Annotated in this window: 12 protein-coding genes; 6 read left to right on the forward strand and 6 right to left on the reverse strand. The window is 70.7% G+C overall.

The window, feature by feature from the left end; all coding sequences use genetic code 11:
• Position 1 precedes the first annotated feature (1 nt).
• Entirely contained in the window at positions 2–937 is a 936-nt protein-coding gene (locus BKK79_RS35555) for a LysR family transcriptional regulator (RefSeq protein WP_071022398.1), read from the reverse strand.
• Positions 938–1224: 287 nt separating this feature from the next.
• Between BKK79_RS35555 and BKK79_RS35560 the strand changes: the two genes are divergently transcribed.
• Entirely contained in the window at positions 1225–2151 is a 927-nt protein-coding gene (locus BKK79_RS35560) for a DMT family transporter (protein WP_071019129.1), read from the forward strand.
• A gap of 145 nt (positions 2152–2296) precedes the next feature.
• Here the strand turns inward: BKK79_RS35560 and BKK79_RS35565 are convergent, their stop codons facing one another.
• The 3 genes from BKK79_RS35565 to BKK79_RS35575 all read right to left on the reverse strand — a co-directional run bounded on the left by BKK79_RS35565 (position 2297) and on the right by BKK79_RS35575 (position 5764).
• Positions 2297–3130, reverse strand: a complete 834-nt coding sequence (locus BKK79_RS35565) for a ProQ/FinO family protein (RefSeq protein ID WP_071040191.1) — start codon at positions 3128–3130, stop codon at positions 2297–2299.
• Between the two features lie 114 nt (positions 3131–3244).
• Positions 3245–3964: a GntR family transcriptional regulator gene (locus tag BKK79_RS35570; protein ID WP_071019125.1), complete on the reverse strand. Its 720-nt coding sequence runs from the start codon at positions 3962–3964 to the stop codon at positions 3245–3247.
• Positions 3965–3967: 3 nt separating this feature from the next.
• On the reverse strand, positions 3968–5764 hold the full coding sequence (locus BKK79_RS35575; protein ID WP_071040192.1) for an IlvD/Edd family dehydratase: 1797 nt from the start codon (positions 5762–5764) through the stop codon (positions 3968–3970).
• Between the two features lie 252 nt (positions 5765–6016).
• Between BKK79_RS35575 and BKK79_RS35580 the strand changes: the two genes are divergently transcribed.
• Entirely contained in the window at positions 6017–7039 is a 1023-nt protein-coding gene (locus tag BKK79_RS35580) for a tripartite tricarboxylate transporter substrate binding protein (protein WP_071040193.1), read from the forward strand.
• A gap of 53 nt (positions 7040–7092) precedes the next feature.
• Here the strand turns inward: BKK79_RS35580 and BKK79_RS35585 are convergent, their stop codons facing one another.
• Positions 7093–7428, reverse strand: a complete 336-nt coding sequence (locus tag BKK79_RS35585) for an antibiotic biosynthesis monooxygenase family protein (RefSeq protein WP_071019119.1) — start codon at positions 7426–7428, stop codon at positions 7093–7095.
• Between the two features lie 115 nt (positions 7429–7543).
• On the reverse strand, positions 7544–8188 hold the full coding sequence (locus tag BKK79_RS35590; RefSeq protein ID WP_071040194.1) for a LysE family translocator: 645 nt from the start codon (positions 8186–8188) through the stop codon (positions 7544–7546).
• A 127-nt stretch (positions 8189–8315) separates the two neighbouring features.
• Here BKK79_RS35590 and BKK79_RS35595 point away from each other — a divergent pair, with 127 nt between their 5' ends.
• The 4 genes from BKK79_RS35595 to BKK79_RS35615 all read left to right on the forward strand — a co-directional run bounded on the left by BKK79_RS35595 (position 8316) and on the right by BKK79_RS35615 (position 14462).
• Positions 8316–9656: an aminotransferase-like domain-containing protein gene (locus tag BKK79_RS35595; protein ID WP_071040195.1), complete on the forward strand. Its 1341-nt coding sequence runs from the start codon at positions 8316–8318 to the stop codon at positions 9654–9656.
• A gap of 154 nt (positions 9657–9810) precedes the next feature.
• Positions 9811–12879, forward strand: coding sequence for a formate dehydrogenase-N subunit alpha (fdnG, locus tag BKK79_RS35605; RefSeq protein WP_156811456.1), 3069 nt, complete (start codon positions 9811–9813; stop codon positions 12877–12879).
• A gap of 10 nt (positions 12880–12889) precedes the next feature.
• Positions 12890–13834: a formate dehydrogenase subunit beta gene (gene fdxH, locus BKK79_RS35610; RefSeq protein ID WP_071019109.1), complete on the forward strand. Its 945-nt coding sequence runs from the start codon at positions 12890–12892 to the stop codon at positions 13832–13834.
• A complete protein-coding gene (locus BKK79_RS35615) occupies positions 13821–14462 on the forward strand; it encodes a formate dehydrogenase subunit gamma (RefSeq protein ID WP_071019108.1) in 642 nt (213 codons plus the stop codon). The genes fdxH and BKK79_RS35615 overlap by 14 nt, the downstream gene beginning before the upstream one ends.
• Positions 14463–14489: the final 27 nt, after the last annotated feature.

Raw genomic sequence — 14489 nt, forward strand, 5'->3', positions numbered from 1 at the left:
CTCAACGCGGGGCGCGCAAACGGGCATCCAGGAAGTCGATCAGCGCCCTGACCTTGGGCGGCAGGAAGCGGTTGGGCGGATGCAGCAGCCAGACCGTGCCCACGTAGGCGCGCGCCTCCAGGGTCCAGTCGGCCAGCACGCGCACCACCTCGCCCCGCTGCAGCGCCTGCGCGGCGGCGAAGTCCGGCAGGCTGGCGATGCCCAGTCCCTGCTGCGCCGCCTCCAGCCGCGCGCTGGCGTGGTTGGCGGCATAGCGCCCGCGCACCTCCACGCTCACCGGTGCCGCCGCCTCGGCCGGCGCCGTGCGGCGGAAGCGCCAGCGCTTGTCATCGGCCGTCTCGCCCAGGAACAGGCAGTCGTGCGCGGCCAGCTCGCGCGGATGGCGCGGCTCGCCGCGCGCGGCGAGATAGGCGCGCGATGCGCACAGCACCCACTCGACGCGGCCCAGGCGCCGGCCGGCCAGGCCGGGTGGCGGCTGGTCGGTCAGGCGGATCACCAGGTCGAGGTCGTCGTCGAGCGGATCCAGCGTGGCATCGGAAAACACCAGCCGCAGGTCCACATCGGGACAGGCGCGCAGGAAATCCGGCACCAGCGGATGGATCACGGTCTTGGCGTAGGCGGTCGGCGCGCTCAGGCTGACGCGCCCGGCCGGCCGCGCCGCCAGGGCGCCGGCCGCATCGACGGCACCGGCCGCCGCGCCGACCAGCTCGCGGCAGTGGCGGTAGACCTGCTCGCCCGAGGCGGTGACACGCACCTTGCGTGTCGAGCGCTCCAGCAGGCGCGTGGCCAGCGCGTCTTCCAGCCGCTTGATCTGCCGGCTGACCGTCGACGGCGTGGTGCCGAGCTGGCGCGCCGCCAGCGAGAAATTGCCGGCATCGACCACGCGGGCGAACACGGCCATGTCGGGCAGCAGCGCAAACAGCTCGTTGGGGTTCATTGCGGGTTCCTTGGCGGATTCTTTGCCGCTGTATGCGCCGATGCGTGCGCCGATGCATGCGTCGATGCGCTTTCCGGCGTCCCTGCCAGGGACGCGCGCGCGCCGGCAGGGCTGGCCGATCTGTGCGAGACAGGCATAAAAGATTTGCACGACGACCGGATTATCACCATCCATGCAATACAAGACAATGCTCTCCGTCCGCCCGCCTGCGCACCTGAGCCCGGCGGCCGGCCACGTTCCCGCGCCATCGCGCGTCCTCCGATCCTGCCCTGTCCGTCCTGCCTGCCATGTCCGCCAGAACCGCCACCGCCTCCCTGCTGCCCGACCTGATGCTGCTGACCGTTGCCGCCGTCTGGGGCAGCAGCTACGGCGTGGTCAAGGACGCGCTCGCCGTCTATCCGGTGCTGGGCCTGCTGGCGCTGCGCTTCGGCCTCACCTCCGCGCTGCTGCTGCCGGCGCTGCGCCACCTGCGGCACTGCGACGGCCGCACCGTGGCCGGCATGCTCGGCACCGGCGTGCTGCTGCTGGCCATCTTCCTGTGCGAGACCTTCGGCGTGATGCAGACCCAGGCCTCCCATGCCGCCTTCCTGATCAGCCTGTGCGTGGTGCTGACGCCGTTCGCCGAGTGGCTGCTGCTGGGCCGCATGCCGGCGCGGCGCGAGTGGGCAGCCGTGGCGCTGTCGCTGCTGGGCGCCGCCCTGCTCACCGGCGGCTCGCTGCGCCTGCAGGCCGGCGACGTGCTGATGCTGGCCGCGGCCCTGCTGCGCGCCGTCATTGTCTGCGTGACCAAGCGCATGATGCGCGAGCGCGCGGGCCGGCCCGTGCCGCCCGCGCTGCTGCTGACCGCCGTGCAGTCGGGCGTGGTCGCGCTGGGCAGCGCGGCGGTGCTGCTGGGCGTGCCCGCCCAATGGCAGGCGCTACCGGCGCCAAGCCTGCATGCGGGCTTCTGGGCCAGCGTGGTCTACCTGGTGGGGGCCTGCACCTTGTTTGCCTTCTTCGCGCAGAACTACGCGATCCGGCGCAGCCAGCCCACCCGCGTGGCGCTGCTGATGGGCAGCGAGCCCGCCTTCGGCGCCCTGTTCGCCTGCCTGTGGCTGGGCGAACGGATCGCGCCGGCGGGCTGGGCCGGCGGCGCGCTGATCGTCGGGGCGTCGCTGCTGGCGACGGTGCGCTGGCGCCGCCTGCCGCGGGCCGGCCTGGCGCTGGAATCCTGACTTGAGGGGTGCCGCGCGGCCGGCGGGCACGAGGGAATCGTGCCGGGGCAGCGGTAGAAGGAAAGGCGGGGCCGCGGCAAAGGGCGGTGCCGTGCCGCAGTGCCGCGCGACAGCCAAGAGCGCCGCCTGCGGCGCCCTTGCGCGATCAGGCCGAAGTGGAGGTGGGGGTGGAGGTGGAGGTGGCCTCGAAGACAGCCGGTTCGCCGGCGGCGGCAACCGGTGCGTCTGCCACAGATGCCACAGGTGCCACGGACTCGGCGGCCACCGGCTCTGCGGGCATCGTTTCGGTCTGCGGCTGCGCGGCCGGTGCGGCTTGCGCGGGCTGAGCCGCGGCTTCCTGGCCTTCCACCGGCTGGCCTTCGGCCGGCTTGCCGCCCGCCTGGGCCGGGCGACGCTGGCCGCGCGCGCGGCGCTCGCCACGCTCGCCGCCCTTCTCGCCGCCGTTCTCACCACCCTTGCCGCCGCCCTTGCCACCACGCGGGCGGCGCGCGGACAGCCACTTGGCGCGCTGGGCCTGTGCCGCCGTCACTTCGCCGGCCGCGTTGCCTTGCAGGTCGACGCGTGCCGCGCCGGCCACCATGCAGGTCCAGTAGCGGCTGCCCTGGCACCAGGTGGCGAGCGCTTCCTTGATCTGCGCTTCATCCAGGCCCAGCTTGGCGGACTGCTGCACGAGGTCGTGCATGATGCCCAGCTTGAGGGGCAGCTTGGGCTCGGGCTTCTTGGGGAAGGCCTTGGGGAAATGCTTCTGCAGGCGCCGGATCGCTTCGATCACCGGGTCGACCGGCTCGGCCTTGGCCTTGCCCTCGGGACGGCCCTTCGCTTCCGGGCGGCCCTTCGCTTCCGGGCGTGCCTTGGCATCCGGGCGCGCCTTGGCCTTGGCTGGCGGCTTGCCCTGCTGCGCCGGCTTGGCGGCGGCCGCGTTCTGCTTGGCCTGTGCCACGAGTTGCGCCTTCAAGGCGGCAAGTTGTTCGAAACCCATAGTGCGTCTGATCGGAAAACAGACGCCCATTCTAGCAGGCTGCCGCGACCTTCCGCCCTGCCCCCGCCCGGCCCGGCCGGCACCGGTGGCACGGGCCACCGGCGCGGCAGATGCTCAGCGCGTGAGCGCGCCGCCGGCGCGCTCACGCTGGGCGGCGAGGTAGGCGTCACGCGAGGGCTGCAGGTGCTGCCGGCACAACGCGACCAGCTCCTCGCGGCGTCCCGCGCGCAGCGCGTCGATCATGGCCCAGTGTTCCTGGCGCGCGCGCTCGCGGTAGGCAGCGGTGGCCAGCGAGCCGAAGCGGATCGGATGGGTGCGCCGCGCATACTCGGCGATGGCCTGCAGCAGCACGGTGTTGCCGGCCAGTGCAAACAGCTCGCGATGGAACTGCTGGTTGATGCGGAAGACCGCGTGCGCATCGCCTGCGGCGACGGCGGCGTCATGGCGCCGCTGCACCGCCACCAGCGCCTGCAGCCGCACCGGCGGCACGGGCAGCGGGATCAGCGCGGCGGCCTGTGCTTCCAGCAGCTCGCGCAGGCCGAACAGTTCCACCACTTCTTCCGGCTCGAAGGCGCGCACCAGCGCGCCGACATTGCGCCGGCGCTCGACCGCGCCCATCTGTTCGAGCGCGGACAGCGCCTGGCGCACCACATGGCGCTTCAGGCCGAAGCGCTCCATCAGGTCGTCCTCGACCAGGCGCTCACGCGGATGCAGGCGCCCGAAGACGATGTCCTCTTCCAGGGCGTCGATGGCACGCTGCAGCGCATCGGGCACGTCGGGTGCATCGGACGCGTCGGGTGCGTCGGGTGCACCGTCCAGGGCTTGGTCCGCCATTGCTCAGCGCTCGCGCGGCACCGTGTCCACGGTGCCGCCGGCCCGCAGGAAGTCGAAGTCCACGCCCTGGTCGGCCTGCGTCACGGTTTCCAGGAAGAGCTTGCGGTAGCCGCGCTCGGCGCGCGGGCGCACCACCGGTTGCTCGGCCGCCCGGCGCGCCAGTTCCGCGTCGTCGACCAGCAGCGCCAGCTCGCGCCGCGCCACCGACAGGCGGATGCGATCGCCGCTGCGCACCAGGGCGAGCGGTCCGCCGATGGCGGCCTCCGGCGTCACGTGCAGCACGATGGTGCCGGCCGCGGTGCCGCTCATGCGGCCGTCCGACACGCGCACCATGTCCTTGACGCCGGCCCGCGCCAGCTTCTTCGGGATCGGCATGTAGCCCGCCTCGGGCATGCCCGGCGCGCCGGTGGGGCCGATGCGCTTGAGCACCAGGATGTCTTCGGCCTTGACGTCGAGGGCCTCGTCGTCGATGCGGTGCGCCATGTCCTCGGCGTCCTCGAACACGACCGCTCGCCCCTCGTGCTCCATCAGGGCGGGGTTGGCCGCCGACTGCTTGATGATGGCGCCGCCCGGCGCCAGGTTGCCGCGCAGCACCGCCAGGCCGCCGGCCGGGTAGATCGGCTCGGCGCGGCTGCGGATGACCTCCTGGGCGAATGGCGGCGGCGCGGCGTCCAGCTCCTCGCCCAGCGTGCGGCCCGACACGGTCAGCGCATCGAGGTGCAGCAGGGGCCGCAGCTCGCGCAGCAGCGCCGGCATGCCGCCCGCCTTGTGGAAGTCCTCCATATAGTGCTGGCCCGAAGGTTTCAGGTCGACCAGCACCGGTGTCTCGCGGCTCATGCGGTCCAGGCCGGCCAGGTCGATGTCGATGCCGAGGCGGCCGGCGATGGCGGTCAGGTGCACGATACCGTTGGTCGAGCCGCCGATGGCCAGCAGCACGCGCAGCGCGTTCTCGATCGACTTGCCGGTCAGGATGCGGTCCGGCGTCAGGCGCGCGGCCGCCATCGCCACCGCGGTGGTGCCGGTGCGCTCGGCCACGCGGATGCGGTCGGCCGTGACCGCGGGCGCCGAGGCGCCGCCCGACACCATGATGCCCATGGCTTCGGCCAGGCACGCCATGGTGCTGGCCGTGCCCATCACCGAGCAGGTGCCGACGCTGGCCACCAGCTGGTTGTTGACGTCGGCGATCTCGGTGCCGTCGATCTCCTCGGCACGGAAACGGCCCCAGTAGCGGCGGCAGTCGGTACAGGCGCCGACGCGCTCGCCGCGGTGCGCGCCGGTCAGCATCGAGCCGGTCACCAGCTGGATCGCCGGCACGCCGGCCGACGCCGCGCCCATCAACTGGGCCGGCACGGTCTTGTCGCAGCCGCCGATCAGCACCACCGCGTCCATCGGCTGGGCGCGGATCATCTCCTCGGTGTCCATCGACATGAGGTTGCGCAGGTACATGCTGGTGGGCGCCGAAAAGCTCTCGTGCACCGAGATGGTCGGGAAGTCCACCGGCAGGCCGCCGGCCAGCATGACGCCGCGCTTGACCGCCTCCACCAGCTGCGGTGCGTTGCCGTGGCAGGGGTTGTAGCTGCTGCCGGTGTTGACGATGCCGATCACCGGCCGCGACAAGGCGTCGTCGGTGTAGCCGGCGCCCTTGATGAAGGCCTTGCGCAGGAACAGCGAGAAGCCGGTATCGCCGTAGTTGGTCAGCCCCTTGGCCAGGCCCTCCGCCGATGGCTGTGATCCACCACTCTCTTGCGATGAATCCTGGGATGAAGCCGGAGGGACGGGGGGACGGTCGGACGAAGACATCCGTGATCTCCAATAATATTATTGATAATCTCGGGCGAGAGCATAGCCTGCGTGGCTGCGCGTGCGCAAGCCCGGCAACGGCCTCGGTTTATTGATTGAAATACAAGATCAGTCGATAGAAAGATTCTGATTCTTCTATCAAGAGGTGCCTCATACACTACGTCCCGATGCTGAGCCGGGCGGCATCGGCACGGCGGTCCCACGCCGCCGTCCTTCCCTTCGAATCCAATCAGCCCGGCACAGGAGACCTTCATGTCCAGCCTCTTGCGCAGGCACGGCCGCGCGCGCCCGGGTGCGCGGCGCGCCCTGCTCGTGTCCACGCTGGCCGCGTGCGCCGGCCTGCTGCTGGCGCCGGCCCCCGCCGCCGCGTCCGACTATCCCAACAAGCCGATCCGCCTGGTGGTGCCCTACCCGCCCGGCGGCGCCACCGACGTCATCGGCCGCACGCTGGCGCAGCAACTCACCACCGCGCTCGGCCAGCAGGTGGTGGTGGACAACCGCGCCGGCGCGGCGGGCAATATCGGTGCCGAACTGGTGGCCAAGTCGCCGGCCGACGGCTACACCTTGCTGATGGGGGCCCTGACCAGCCACGCCATCAACGCCGCCCTGTACAAGAGCCGCGTGCCCTACGACCTGGAGAAGAGCTTCGCGCCGGTCGCCATCGTCGGCACGGTGCCGCTGGTGTTCGTGGTCAATCCCTCGGTCAAGGCCAACACGCTGGCGCAACTGGTCGAGCTGGCCAAGGCCAAGCCCGGCAGCCTCACCTTCGGCTCGGCCGGCAACGGCTCGCCGCAGCACCTGGCCGGCGAGCTGTTCAAGCGCATGACCGGCGCCGACATGCTGCACGTGCCGTACAAGGGCAGCGGTCCGGCCATGACCGATCTGATGGGCGGGCAGGTGCTGAGCATGGTGGAAACGGTGCCGGCGGCGCAGTCCTTCATCAAGAGCGGCAAGATCCGCGCGCTGGCGGTGACCAGCGGCGAGCGGGTCAGCACGCTGCCCGACGTGCCCACCGCGGCCGAAGCCGGCCTGAAGGACTTCGAGGTCAGCTCGATGTTCGGCATCGTCGCCCCGGCCGGCACGCCGGCGCCGGTGATCAACCGCCTCAGCGCCGACCTGAAGAAGATCCTGGCCGAGCCCGAAGTGAAGGCCGCCCTGCTCAAGCAAGGCGCGATCGCCGCCTGGACCACGCCGGCGCAGGCCGGCAGCCGGATCAAGGCCGAGATGACGCGCTGGAGCGCGGTCATCCGTGACGCCGGCGTCAAGCCCGAATGACACCGGCTTGAGACCGGGCCGGAGCCCGGGCGATGCGCGCGGCCCCGGCCGCCTCAGCCGCCCGCCCGGCGGCTGTCCGGCACCGGATGGGCCAGCGTGCCGTCGCCGTAGGCCCGCTCGACATGCGAGACCACCACGTGGTAGCCCTCGTACCAGCGGCGGTACTGGCGCTTGGCCTCGAGATGGCGCGGATGGCGGGCGAAGGCTTCCAGCGCGGCGCGGTCGTGCCAGTAGTAGCTGGCGTTGACCAGCATGCCGTCGGCCGAGCGCCAGGATTCGGCGCCGGCGAAGCCGGGCAGGTCTGCCGCGATTTCGTCGAGGACGGCGCTCAATTGCCGGAAGGTGTCATCGGCCTGTCCGGGCCGGTAGATGAAGGCGGCGATATACATGGTCTGCCTGGGTCGGGAAACGAGAGGAAGGACTTCACGGGAACGGGACGAAGGGGACGAAGGGGACGAAGGGGACGAAGTGACCGCAAGGCAGCCGCGCCCGCCCCGTCCGCCCTCATGCCGCGCGCTGCAGCAGGAGGCGCACCGCCAGGCCCGCCATCAGCAAGGCCAGCGCGACCGACTGCAGGCGCGCCAGCCCGGGCCGCGCTCGCGGCAGGCGCCGCAGGCTCGCGCCGAGCGCGCCCAGCAAGGCGTGGTAGAGCAGGCTGATCGCCGAGAGCAGGGCGCCCAGCACAAGCAGTTGCGACGCCACCGGCCCCTGCCCCGACACCACGAACTGCGGCAGGAACACCAGGAAGAACAGCAGCGCCTTCGGATTGAGCAGGCAGTTCAGCAGGCCGCGCACGAACACCGCGGCGGCCCCCGCCGGCCGGCTGGCGCCTGCCGCGGTGCCGCCCCCGCCGCCGGCGCCGCGCGCCGGGCGCAGCGCCTTGGCGGCCAGCCACAGCAGGTAGGCCGCGCCGGCGTAGCGGATCAGGTCCAGGGCAGGCGCCCAGGCCACCACCACGGCGGTCACGCCGCTCGCGGTCAAGGCAGTGAGCAACAGGTCCGCGCCGGCGATGCCCAGCGCCGCGGCAACGCCACCGCGCAGGCCGCAGGCGGCGCCATGCGCCATGACGAAGGCCGTATTGGGGCCGGGAGAGAGCATCAGCATCAGGACGGCGCCGCAGAACAGCGACAGGGTGGCGGGATCGGGCATCGTGGGTCGGCGCAAGAAGGTGGCGAAGGGAATGGCCGCAGCGTAGACTCCCGATGCAGTACGAACAAGAAATTGTCCTAGATACACCCCGCCCGCTCACCCGCTCTCCCCTCGCCCGCCGACACCCATGGCCCCGCCCCGCTACCGCAGCATCGTCGATGCCTTCGCCGCGCGCATCCACGACGGTGAATTGCCGCCCGGCACGCGCCTGCCGGCGGTGCGGCAACTGATGCGGCAGCACGGCATCGCCCTGGCCACCGCCTCGCGCGTCTACGCGGAGCTGGAGGCCGCCGGCCTGGCGGTGGGCGAAACCGGCCGCGGCACCTTCGTGCGCGACACCTCCCTGCCGCGCGGCCTGGGGCTGGAGCAACGGCCCCTGCCCTCCGGCGCGGTCGACCTGACCTTCAACTATCCGGCGCTGCCCGATCAGGCGGAACTGCTGCGCGAGGGCCTGCGCGCCATCGCCGCCTCGGGCGATCTCGACGCCCTGCTGCACTCGGCGCCGCAGGGCGGGCGCCCGCACGAAAGGGAGACCGTCGCGCGCCACCTGCGCAACCGGGGCATCCGCGTGCCGGCCGCGCAGGTGCTGATCGTCAACGGCGCCCAGCAGGGGCTGGCAGTGGCCGCCATGGCGCTGCTGCGGCCGGGCGACCTGCTGGCCATCGACGCCTTGACCTACCCGGGCATGAAGACGCTGGCCGAATCCTGCCGCCTCGAGCTGGCGCCGCTGCCCATCAGCAGCGGCGGCAGCGGCGGCACCGGCGGCACCGACCTCGACCGGCTGGAGGCGCTGTGCCGGCGCCGCCCGGTGCGCGCCGTCTACACCATGCCGACCTTGCACAATCCGCTCGGCCACGTGATGCCCGAGGCCGAGCGCGCCCGGCTGGCCGCCATCGCGCGGCGGCACGACCTGCTGATCATCGAGGACGGCGCCTACGCCTTCCTGGCCGAACCCGCTCCCGCCCCGGTCTTCTGCCACGCGCCGGAGCGCACGCTCTACGTGTCGGGGCTGTCCAAGAGCGTCGCCTCGGGACTGCGCCTGGGCTTCGTGGCGGCGCCGCCCGGACTGGTGCCGGCGCTGGAGCGCGCCATCCGCGTGTCGACCTGGAACACGCCGTCGCTGATGGTGGCGCTCGCCTGCCGCTGGATCGAGTCGGGCACCGTCGATGCGCTGGAGATGCGCAAGCGGCGCGACGCGCGGCAGCGCCAGCGGCTGGCACGGCGCCTGCTGCAGGGCTGCGCGATCACCGCCCACCCGGGTGCCTACTACCTGTGGCTGGCGCTCTCCGACGACCGGCGCGCCGACGGCGTGGCGGCCGCGCTGGCGCGACAGGGCGTGCTGGTGACGACGGCGGAGCCCTTCTGCGCCGGGCCGGCGGTGCCGCAGGCCCTGCGCCTCGCGCTGGGCTCGATCGCGCTGCCGGCGCTGGAGGACGCCTTGCGCAAGGTCGCCGCGCTGGCCGCCTGACGCTCCCGCCCCGCCATGCTGCACCGCACCGGGCGCACGCGCCGCGGCCGAAGTCGGGGCAGATCCCCATAGTGGGTGTTGCGCCACTTGGCCTATACTGGATCAGCGATGTCGCCTGCGCTCAGCCAAGGCGCCATGACGAGGAGGTGTCCCCATGGTCATGATGAACCGGCGCCAGTTCCTGAAGGTCACTGGCGCCTCGCTAGCGGGCTCGAGCCTGGCGCTGATGGGCTTCGCGCCCGACACCGCACTGGCCGAGGTACGCGCCTACAAGCTGGCGCGCGCCACCGAGACGCGCAACACCTGCCCCTACTGCTCGGTGGCCTGCGGGCTGCTGATGTACAGCCTGGGCGACGGCGCCAAGAACGCCAAGGCCAGCATCATCCATATCGAGGGCGACCCCGACCATCCGGTCAACCGCGGCACGCTCTGTCCCAAGGGGGCCGCCCTGATCGACTTCGTGCACAGTCCCAGCCGCCTGGTGCAGCCCGAGTACCGCGCGCCGGGCTCGGACAAGTGGCAGCCGATCGCCTGGGACGACGCGCTGGACCGCATCGCCCGGCTGATGAAGCAGGACCGCGACGCCAACTTCGTCGAGAAGACGGCCGACGGCCGCACCGTCAACCGCTGGCTGACCACCGGCATGCTGGCCGCCTCGGCCAGCAGCAACGAGGTCGGCTACCTGACGCACAAGGTCGTCCGCAGCTTCGGCATTCTGGGATTCGACAACCAGGCGCGTGTCTGACACGGCCCGACGGTGGCAGGTCTTGCCCCGACGTTCGGCCGTGGAGCGATGACGAACCATTGGGTCGACATCAAGAACGCGGACGTGATCCTGATCATGGGCGGCAATGCGGCCGAGGCCCACCCTTGCGGTTTCAAGTGGGTGACCGAGGCCAAGGCGCACAACAAGGCGCGCCTGATCGTGGTCGACCCGCGCTTCACCCGTTCCGCCTCGGTGGCCGATCTCTACGTGCCGATCCGCACCGGCACCGACATCGTCTTCCTCGGCGGCGTGATCCGCTACCTGCTGGCCAACGACAAGATCCAGCACGAGTACGTCAGGAACTACACCGACTTCAGCTTCATCGTGCGCGAGGACTTCTCCTTCGAACGCGGCCTGTTCTCGGGCTACGACGCCGAGAAGCGCACCTATGACAAGGCCTCGTGGGACTACGAGAAGGGCGAGGACGGCTTCGTCAAGACCGACCCGACGCTGGGCCATCCGCGCTGCGTCTACAACCTGCTCAAGCAGCACTACGCGCGCTATACGCCGGAGATGGTGGAACGGGTCTGCGGCACGCCGCGCGACAAGTTCCAGGCCGTGTGCGACCTGCTGGCCTCCACCGCCGTGCCCACGCGCGCCATGACCATCCTGTATGCGCTGGGCTGGACGCAGCACTCGATCGGCTCGCAGATCATCCGTACCGGCGCCATGGTGCAGCTGCTGCTGGGCAATATCGGCGTCGCCGGCGGCGGCATGAACGCGCTGCGCGGCCACTCCAATATCCAGGGGCTGACCGACCTGGGCCTGATGTCCAACCTGCTGCCCGGCTACATGACACTGCCGACCGAGCAGGAGCAGGACTACGACCAGTACATCGAGGCACGCGCCTCCAAGCCGCTGCGGCCCAACCAGCTCAGCTACTGGCAGAACTACGGCAAGTTCCACGTCAGCCTGATGAAGGCCTGGTGGGGCGACGCCGCCACCGCGGAGAACCGCTGGGCCTTCGATTACCTGCCCAAGCTCGACAAGCCCTACGACCTGCTGCAGGTCGTGGAGCTGATGAACCAGGACAAGATGACCGGCTACATCGCGCAGGGCTTCAACCCGCTGGCCGCGGCACCGAACAAGGCCAAGGTGATGCGCGGGCTGTCGCGCCTGAAGTTCCTGGTGGTGATGGATCCGCTGGCCACCGAGACCTCCGAATTCTGGCGCCACGCCGGCGAATACAACGACGTCGACCCGGCGCAGATCCAGACCGAGGTGTTCCGCCTGCCGACCACCTGCTTCGCCGAGGAAGACGGCTCCCTGGTGAATTCCGGGCGCTGGCTGCAATGGCACTGGAAGGGCGCCGAGCCGCCCGGACTGGCGCGCACCGACATCGAGATCATGTCGGGCCTGTTCCTGCGCCTGCGCGAGCTGTACCGGAAAGACGGCGGCAAGTTCCCCGATCCCATCGTCAAGCTGTCGTGGCCCTATGCCCGGCCGGACAGCCCGACGCCCGAGGAAATCGCCAAGGAGTATTCGGGACGCGCGCTCACCGATCTCGCCGATCCGAAGGACCCGGCCAAGATCCTGCACCGCGCCGGCGAGCAGCTGTCCGGCTTCGCCGAGCTGCGCGACGATGGCAGCACGCTGAGCGGCTGCTGGATCTTCTGCGGCGCGTGGACCCAGGCCGGCAACCAGATGGCGCGGCGCGACAATGCCGATCCCACCGGCATCGGCCAGACCCTCAACTGGGCCTGGGCCTGGCCGGCCAACCGGCGCGTGCTGTACAACCGGGCCTCCTGCGACACGGCCGGCAAGCCCTTCAATCCGGCGCGCAAGCTGATCGGCTGGAACGGCAAGAGCTGGGGCGGCGCCGATGTGCCGGACTTCAAGATCGACGAAGACCCGGGCCAAGGCATGGGGCCCTTCATCATGCTGCCCGAAGGCGTGGCGCGCTTCTTCGCCCGCGCCAATATGGCCGAGGGCCCCTTCCCCGAGCACTACGAGCCCTTCGAGACCCCGCTCGGCTACAACCTGATGAACGGCAAGCGCCCCGAGGCCGTCAGCAATCCGGCCGCGCGCGTCTTCCCCGGCGACTGGGCCAACTTCGGCAAGGCCGATGCCTTCCCGCACGTGGCCACCACCTACCGGCTGACCGAGCACTTCCACTACTGGACCAAGCACGCCCGCATCAATGCGGTGCTGCAGCCCGAGCAGTTCGTCGAGATCGGCGAGGCGCTGGCCAAGGAGATCGGCATCGTCGCCGGTGACCGTGTCAAGGTCAGTTCCAAGCGCGGCTATATCAAGGCCGTGGCACTGGTGACCAAGCGCATCAAGCCGCTGCAGATCGACGGCCGCACCGTGCACACCGTCGGCGTGCCGATCCACTGGGGCTTCACCGGCTTGGCCAGGCCCGGCTTCCTGGCCAACACGCTGACGCCCTTCGTCGCCGACGGCAACTCGCAGACGCCGGAATTCAAGTCCTTCCTGGTGAAGGTCGAGAAGGCATAGGAGAGGCGCGATGGCACTGCAATCCCTGGACATCAAGCGCCGCTCGGCCACCACCACGCCGCCGCCGCAGGCGCGCCAGACGGCCTCCGGCGAGGTCGCCAAGCTGATCGACACCACCAAGTGCATCGGCTGCAAAGCCTGCCAGGCGGCCTGCATGGAGTGGAACGACCTGCGCGACGAGGTCGGCACCAACGTCGGCGTCTACGACAACCCGGCCGACCTGTCGGCGCAGTCGTGGACCGTGATGCGCTTCGCCGAGTATGAGAATCCCAATGGCAACTTCGAGTGGCTGATCCGCAAGGACGGCTGCATGCACTGCGAGGATCCGGGCTGCCTGAAGGCCTGCCCCTCGCCTGGCGCGATCGTGCAGTACACCAACGGCATCGTGGACTTCCACGAGGAGAACTGCATCGGCTGCGGCTACTGCATCACCGGCTGCCCGTTCAACATCCCGCGCCTGTCCAAGACCGATCACAAGGCCTACAAGTGCACGCTGTGCTCCGACCGCGTGGGCGTGGGGCAGGAGCCGGCCTGCGTCAAGACCTGCCCGACCGGCGCCATCGTGTTCGGCACCAAGGAGGCGATGAAAGACCACGCGGCCGAGCGCATCGAGGACCTGAAGTCGCGCGGTTTCGACAAGGCCGGCCTGTACGACCCGGCCGGCGTGGGCGGCACCCATGTGATGTATGTGCTGCACCATGCGGACCAGCCCTCGCTCTACCACGGGCTGCCGGACCAGCCCCGCATCAGCCCGCTGGTGGGCCTGTGGAAAGGCGTGGCCAAGCCGCTGGCGGTGGCCGGCATGGTGCTGACCGCGCTGGCGGGCTTCTTCCACTACATCCGCGTCGGACCCAACGAGACCGGGCCGGAGGACGAAGAGGCAGCCGGCCAGGCCCTGGAGGGCCGCGAACCGGGGCCGCAGCAAGACCGGGAGGACCACCATGAAGCCCGCTGACAAGCCCGGCCTGATCGTCCGCTACACCGCCGGCGAGCGCACCACGCACTGGATCGTCGCCATCGCCTTCGTGCTGCTGGCGCTGTCGGGACTGGCGCTGTTCCACCCGTCGATGTTCTGGCTGAGCAACCTGTTCGGCGGCGGCACCTGGACGCGCATCCTGCATCCGTTCCTCGGCATCGTCATGGTGCTGGCCTTCGCCGTGCTGGCGCTGCGCATGTGGCGCCACAACCTGCTGACGCGCGCCGACCGCGCCTGGCTGGCGCACCTGGGCGACGTGGTCAACAACCGCGAGGAGGCGCTGCCCGAGGTCGGCCGCTACAACGGCGGGCAGAAACTGCTGTTCTTCGTCATGGTGATCAGCCTGCTGTTGCTGCTGGCCAGCGGCATGGTGATCTGGCGCACCTATTTCTCGCAGTACTTTCCCGTCGGCATGATCCGTGCCGCTTCGCTGCTGCATGCCGTTTGCGCCTTCGTGCTGATTTGCGGCATCATTGTCCACATCTATGCGGCGCTGTGGATCCAGGGCACGGTCGGAGCGATGACGCGTGGCACGGTGACGCGCGGATGGGCCTGGAAGCACCATCGCGGATGGTTCCGCGAGGTCTTCCGGCAAGGCGACAAATAGCGCCGGCCGGATGCGCGAGCGCCGGCC

This window comes from Cupriavidus sp. USMAA2-4 (assembly GCF_001854305.1).
GTDB classification, from domain to species: Bacteria; Pseudomonadota; Gammaproteobacteria; order Burkholderiales; family Burkholderiaceae; genus Cupriavidus; species Cupriavidus malaysiensis.

Coding starts and splice junctions, on each gene's coding strand:
- BKK79_RS35570 (WP_071019125.1), bottom strand. CDS start 3,964: ATGGCGGACCAAGCCCTGGACGGTGCACCCGACGCACCCGACGCGTCC.
- BKK79_RS35565 (WP_071040191.1), bottom strand. CDS start 3,130: ATGGGTTTCGAACAACTTGCCGCCTTGAAGGCGCAACTCGTGGCACAG.
- BKK79_RS35590 (WP_071040194.1), bottom strand. CDS start 8,188: ATGCCCGATCCCGCCACCCTGTCGCTGTTCTGCGGCGCCGTCCTGATG.
- BKK79_RS35595 (WP_071040195.1), top strand. CDS start 8,316: ATGGCCCCGCCCCGCTACCGCAGCATCGTCGATGCCTTCGCCGCGCGC.
- BKK79_RS35575 (WP_071040192.1), bottom strand. CDS start 5,764: ATGTCTTCGTCCGACCGTCCCCCCGTCCCTCCGGCTTCATCCCAGGAT.
- BKK79_RS35615 (WP_071019108.1), top strand. CDS start 13,821: ATGAAGCCCGCTGACAAGCCCGGCCTGATCGTCCGCTACACCGCCGGC.
- BKK79_RS35555 (WP_071022398.1), bottom strand. CDS start 937: ATGAACCCCAACGAGCTGTTTGCGCTGCTGCCCGACATGGCCGTGTTC.
- BKK79_RS35585 (WP_071019119.1), bottom strand. CDS start 7,428: ATGTATATCGCCGCCTTCATCTACCGGCCCGGACAGGCCGATGACACC.
- BKK79_RS35560 (WP_071019129.1), top strand. CDS start 1,225: ATGTCCGCCAGAACCGCCACCGCCTCCCTGCTGCCCGACCTGATGCTG.
- fdxH (WP_071019109.1), top strand. CDS start 12,890: ATGGCACTGCAATCCCTGGACATCAAGCGCCGCTCGGCCACCACCACG.
- BKK79_RS35580 (WP_071040193.1), top strand. CDS start 6,017: ATGTCCAGCCTCTTGCGCAGGCACGGCCGCGCGCGCCCGGGTGCGCGG.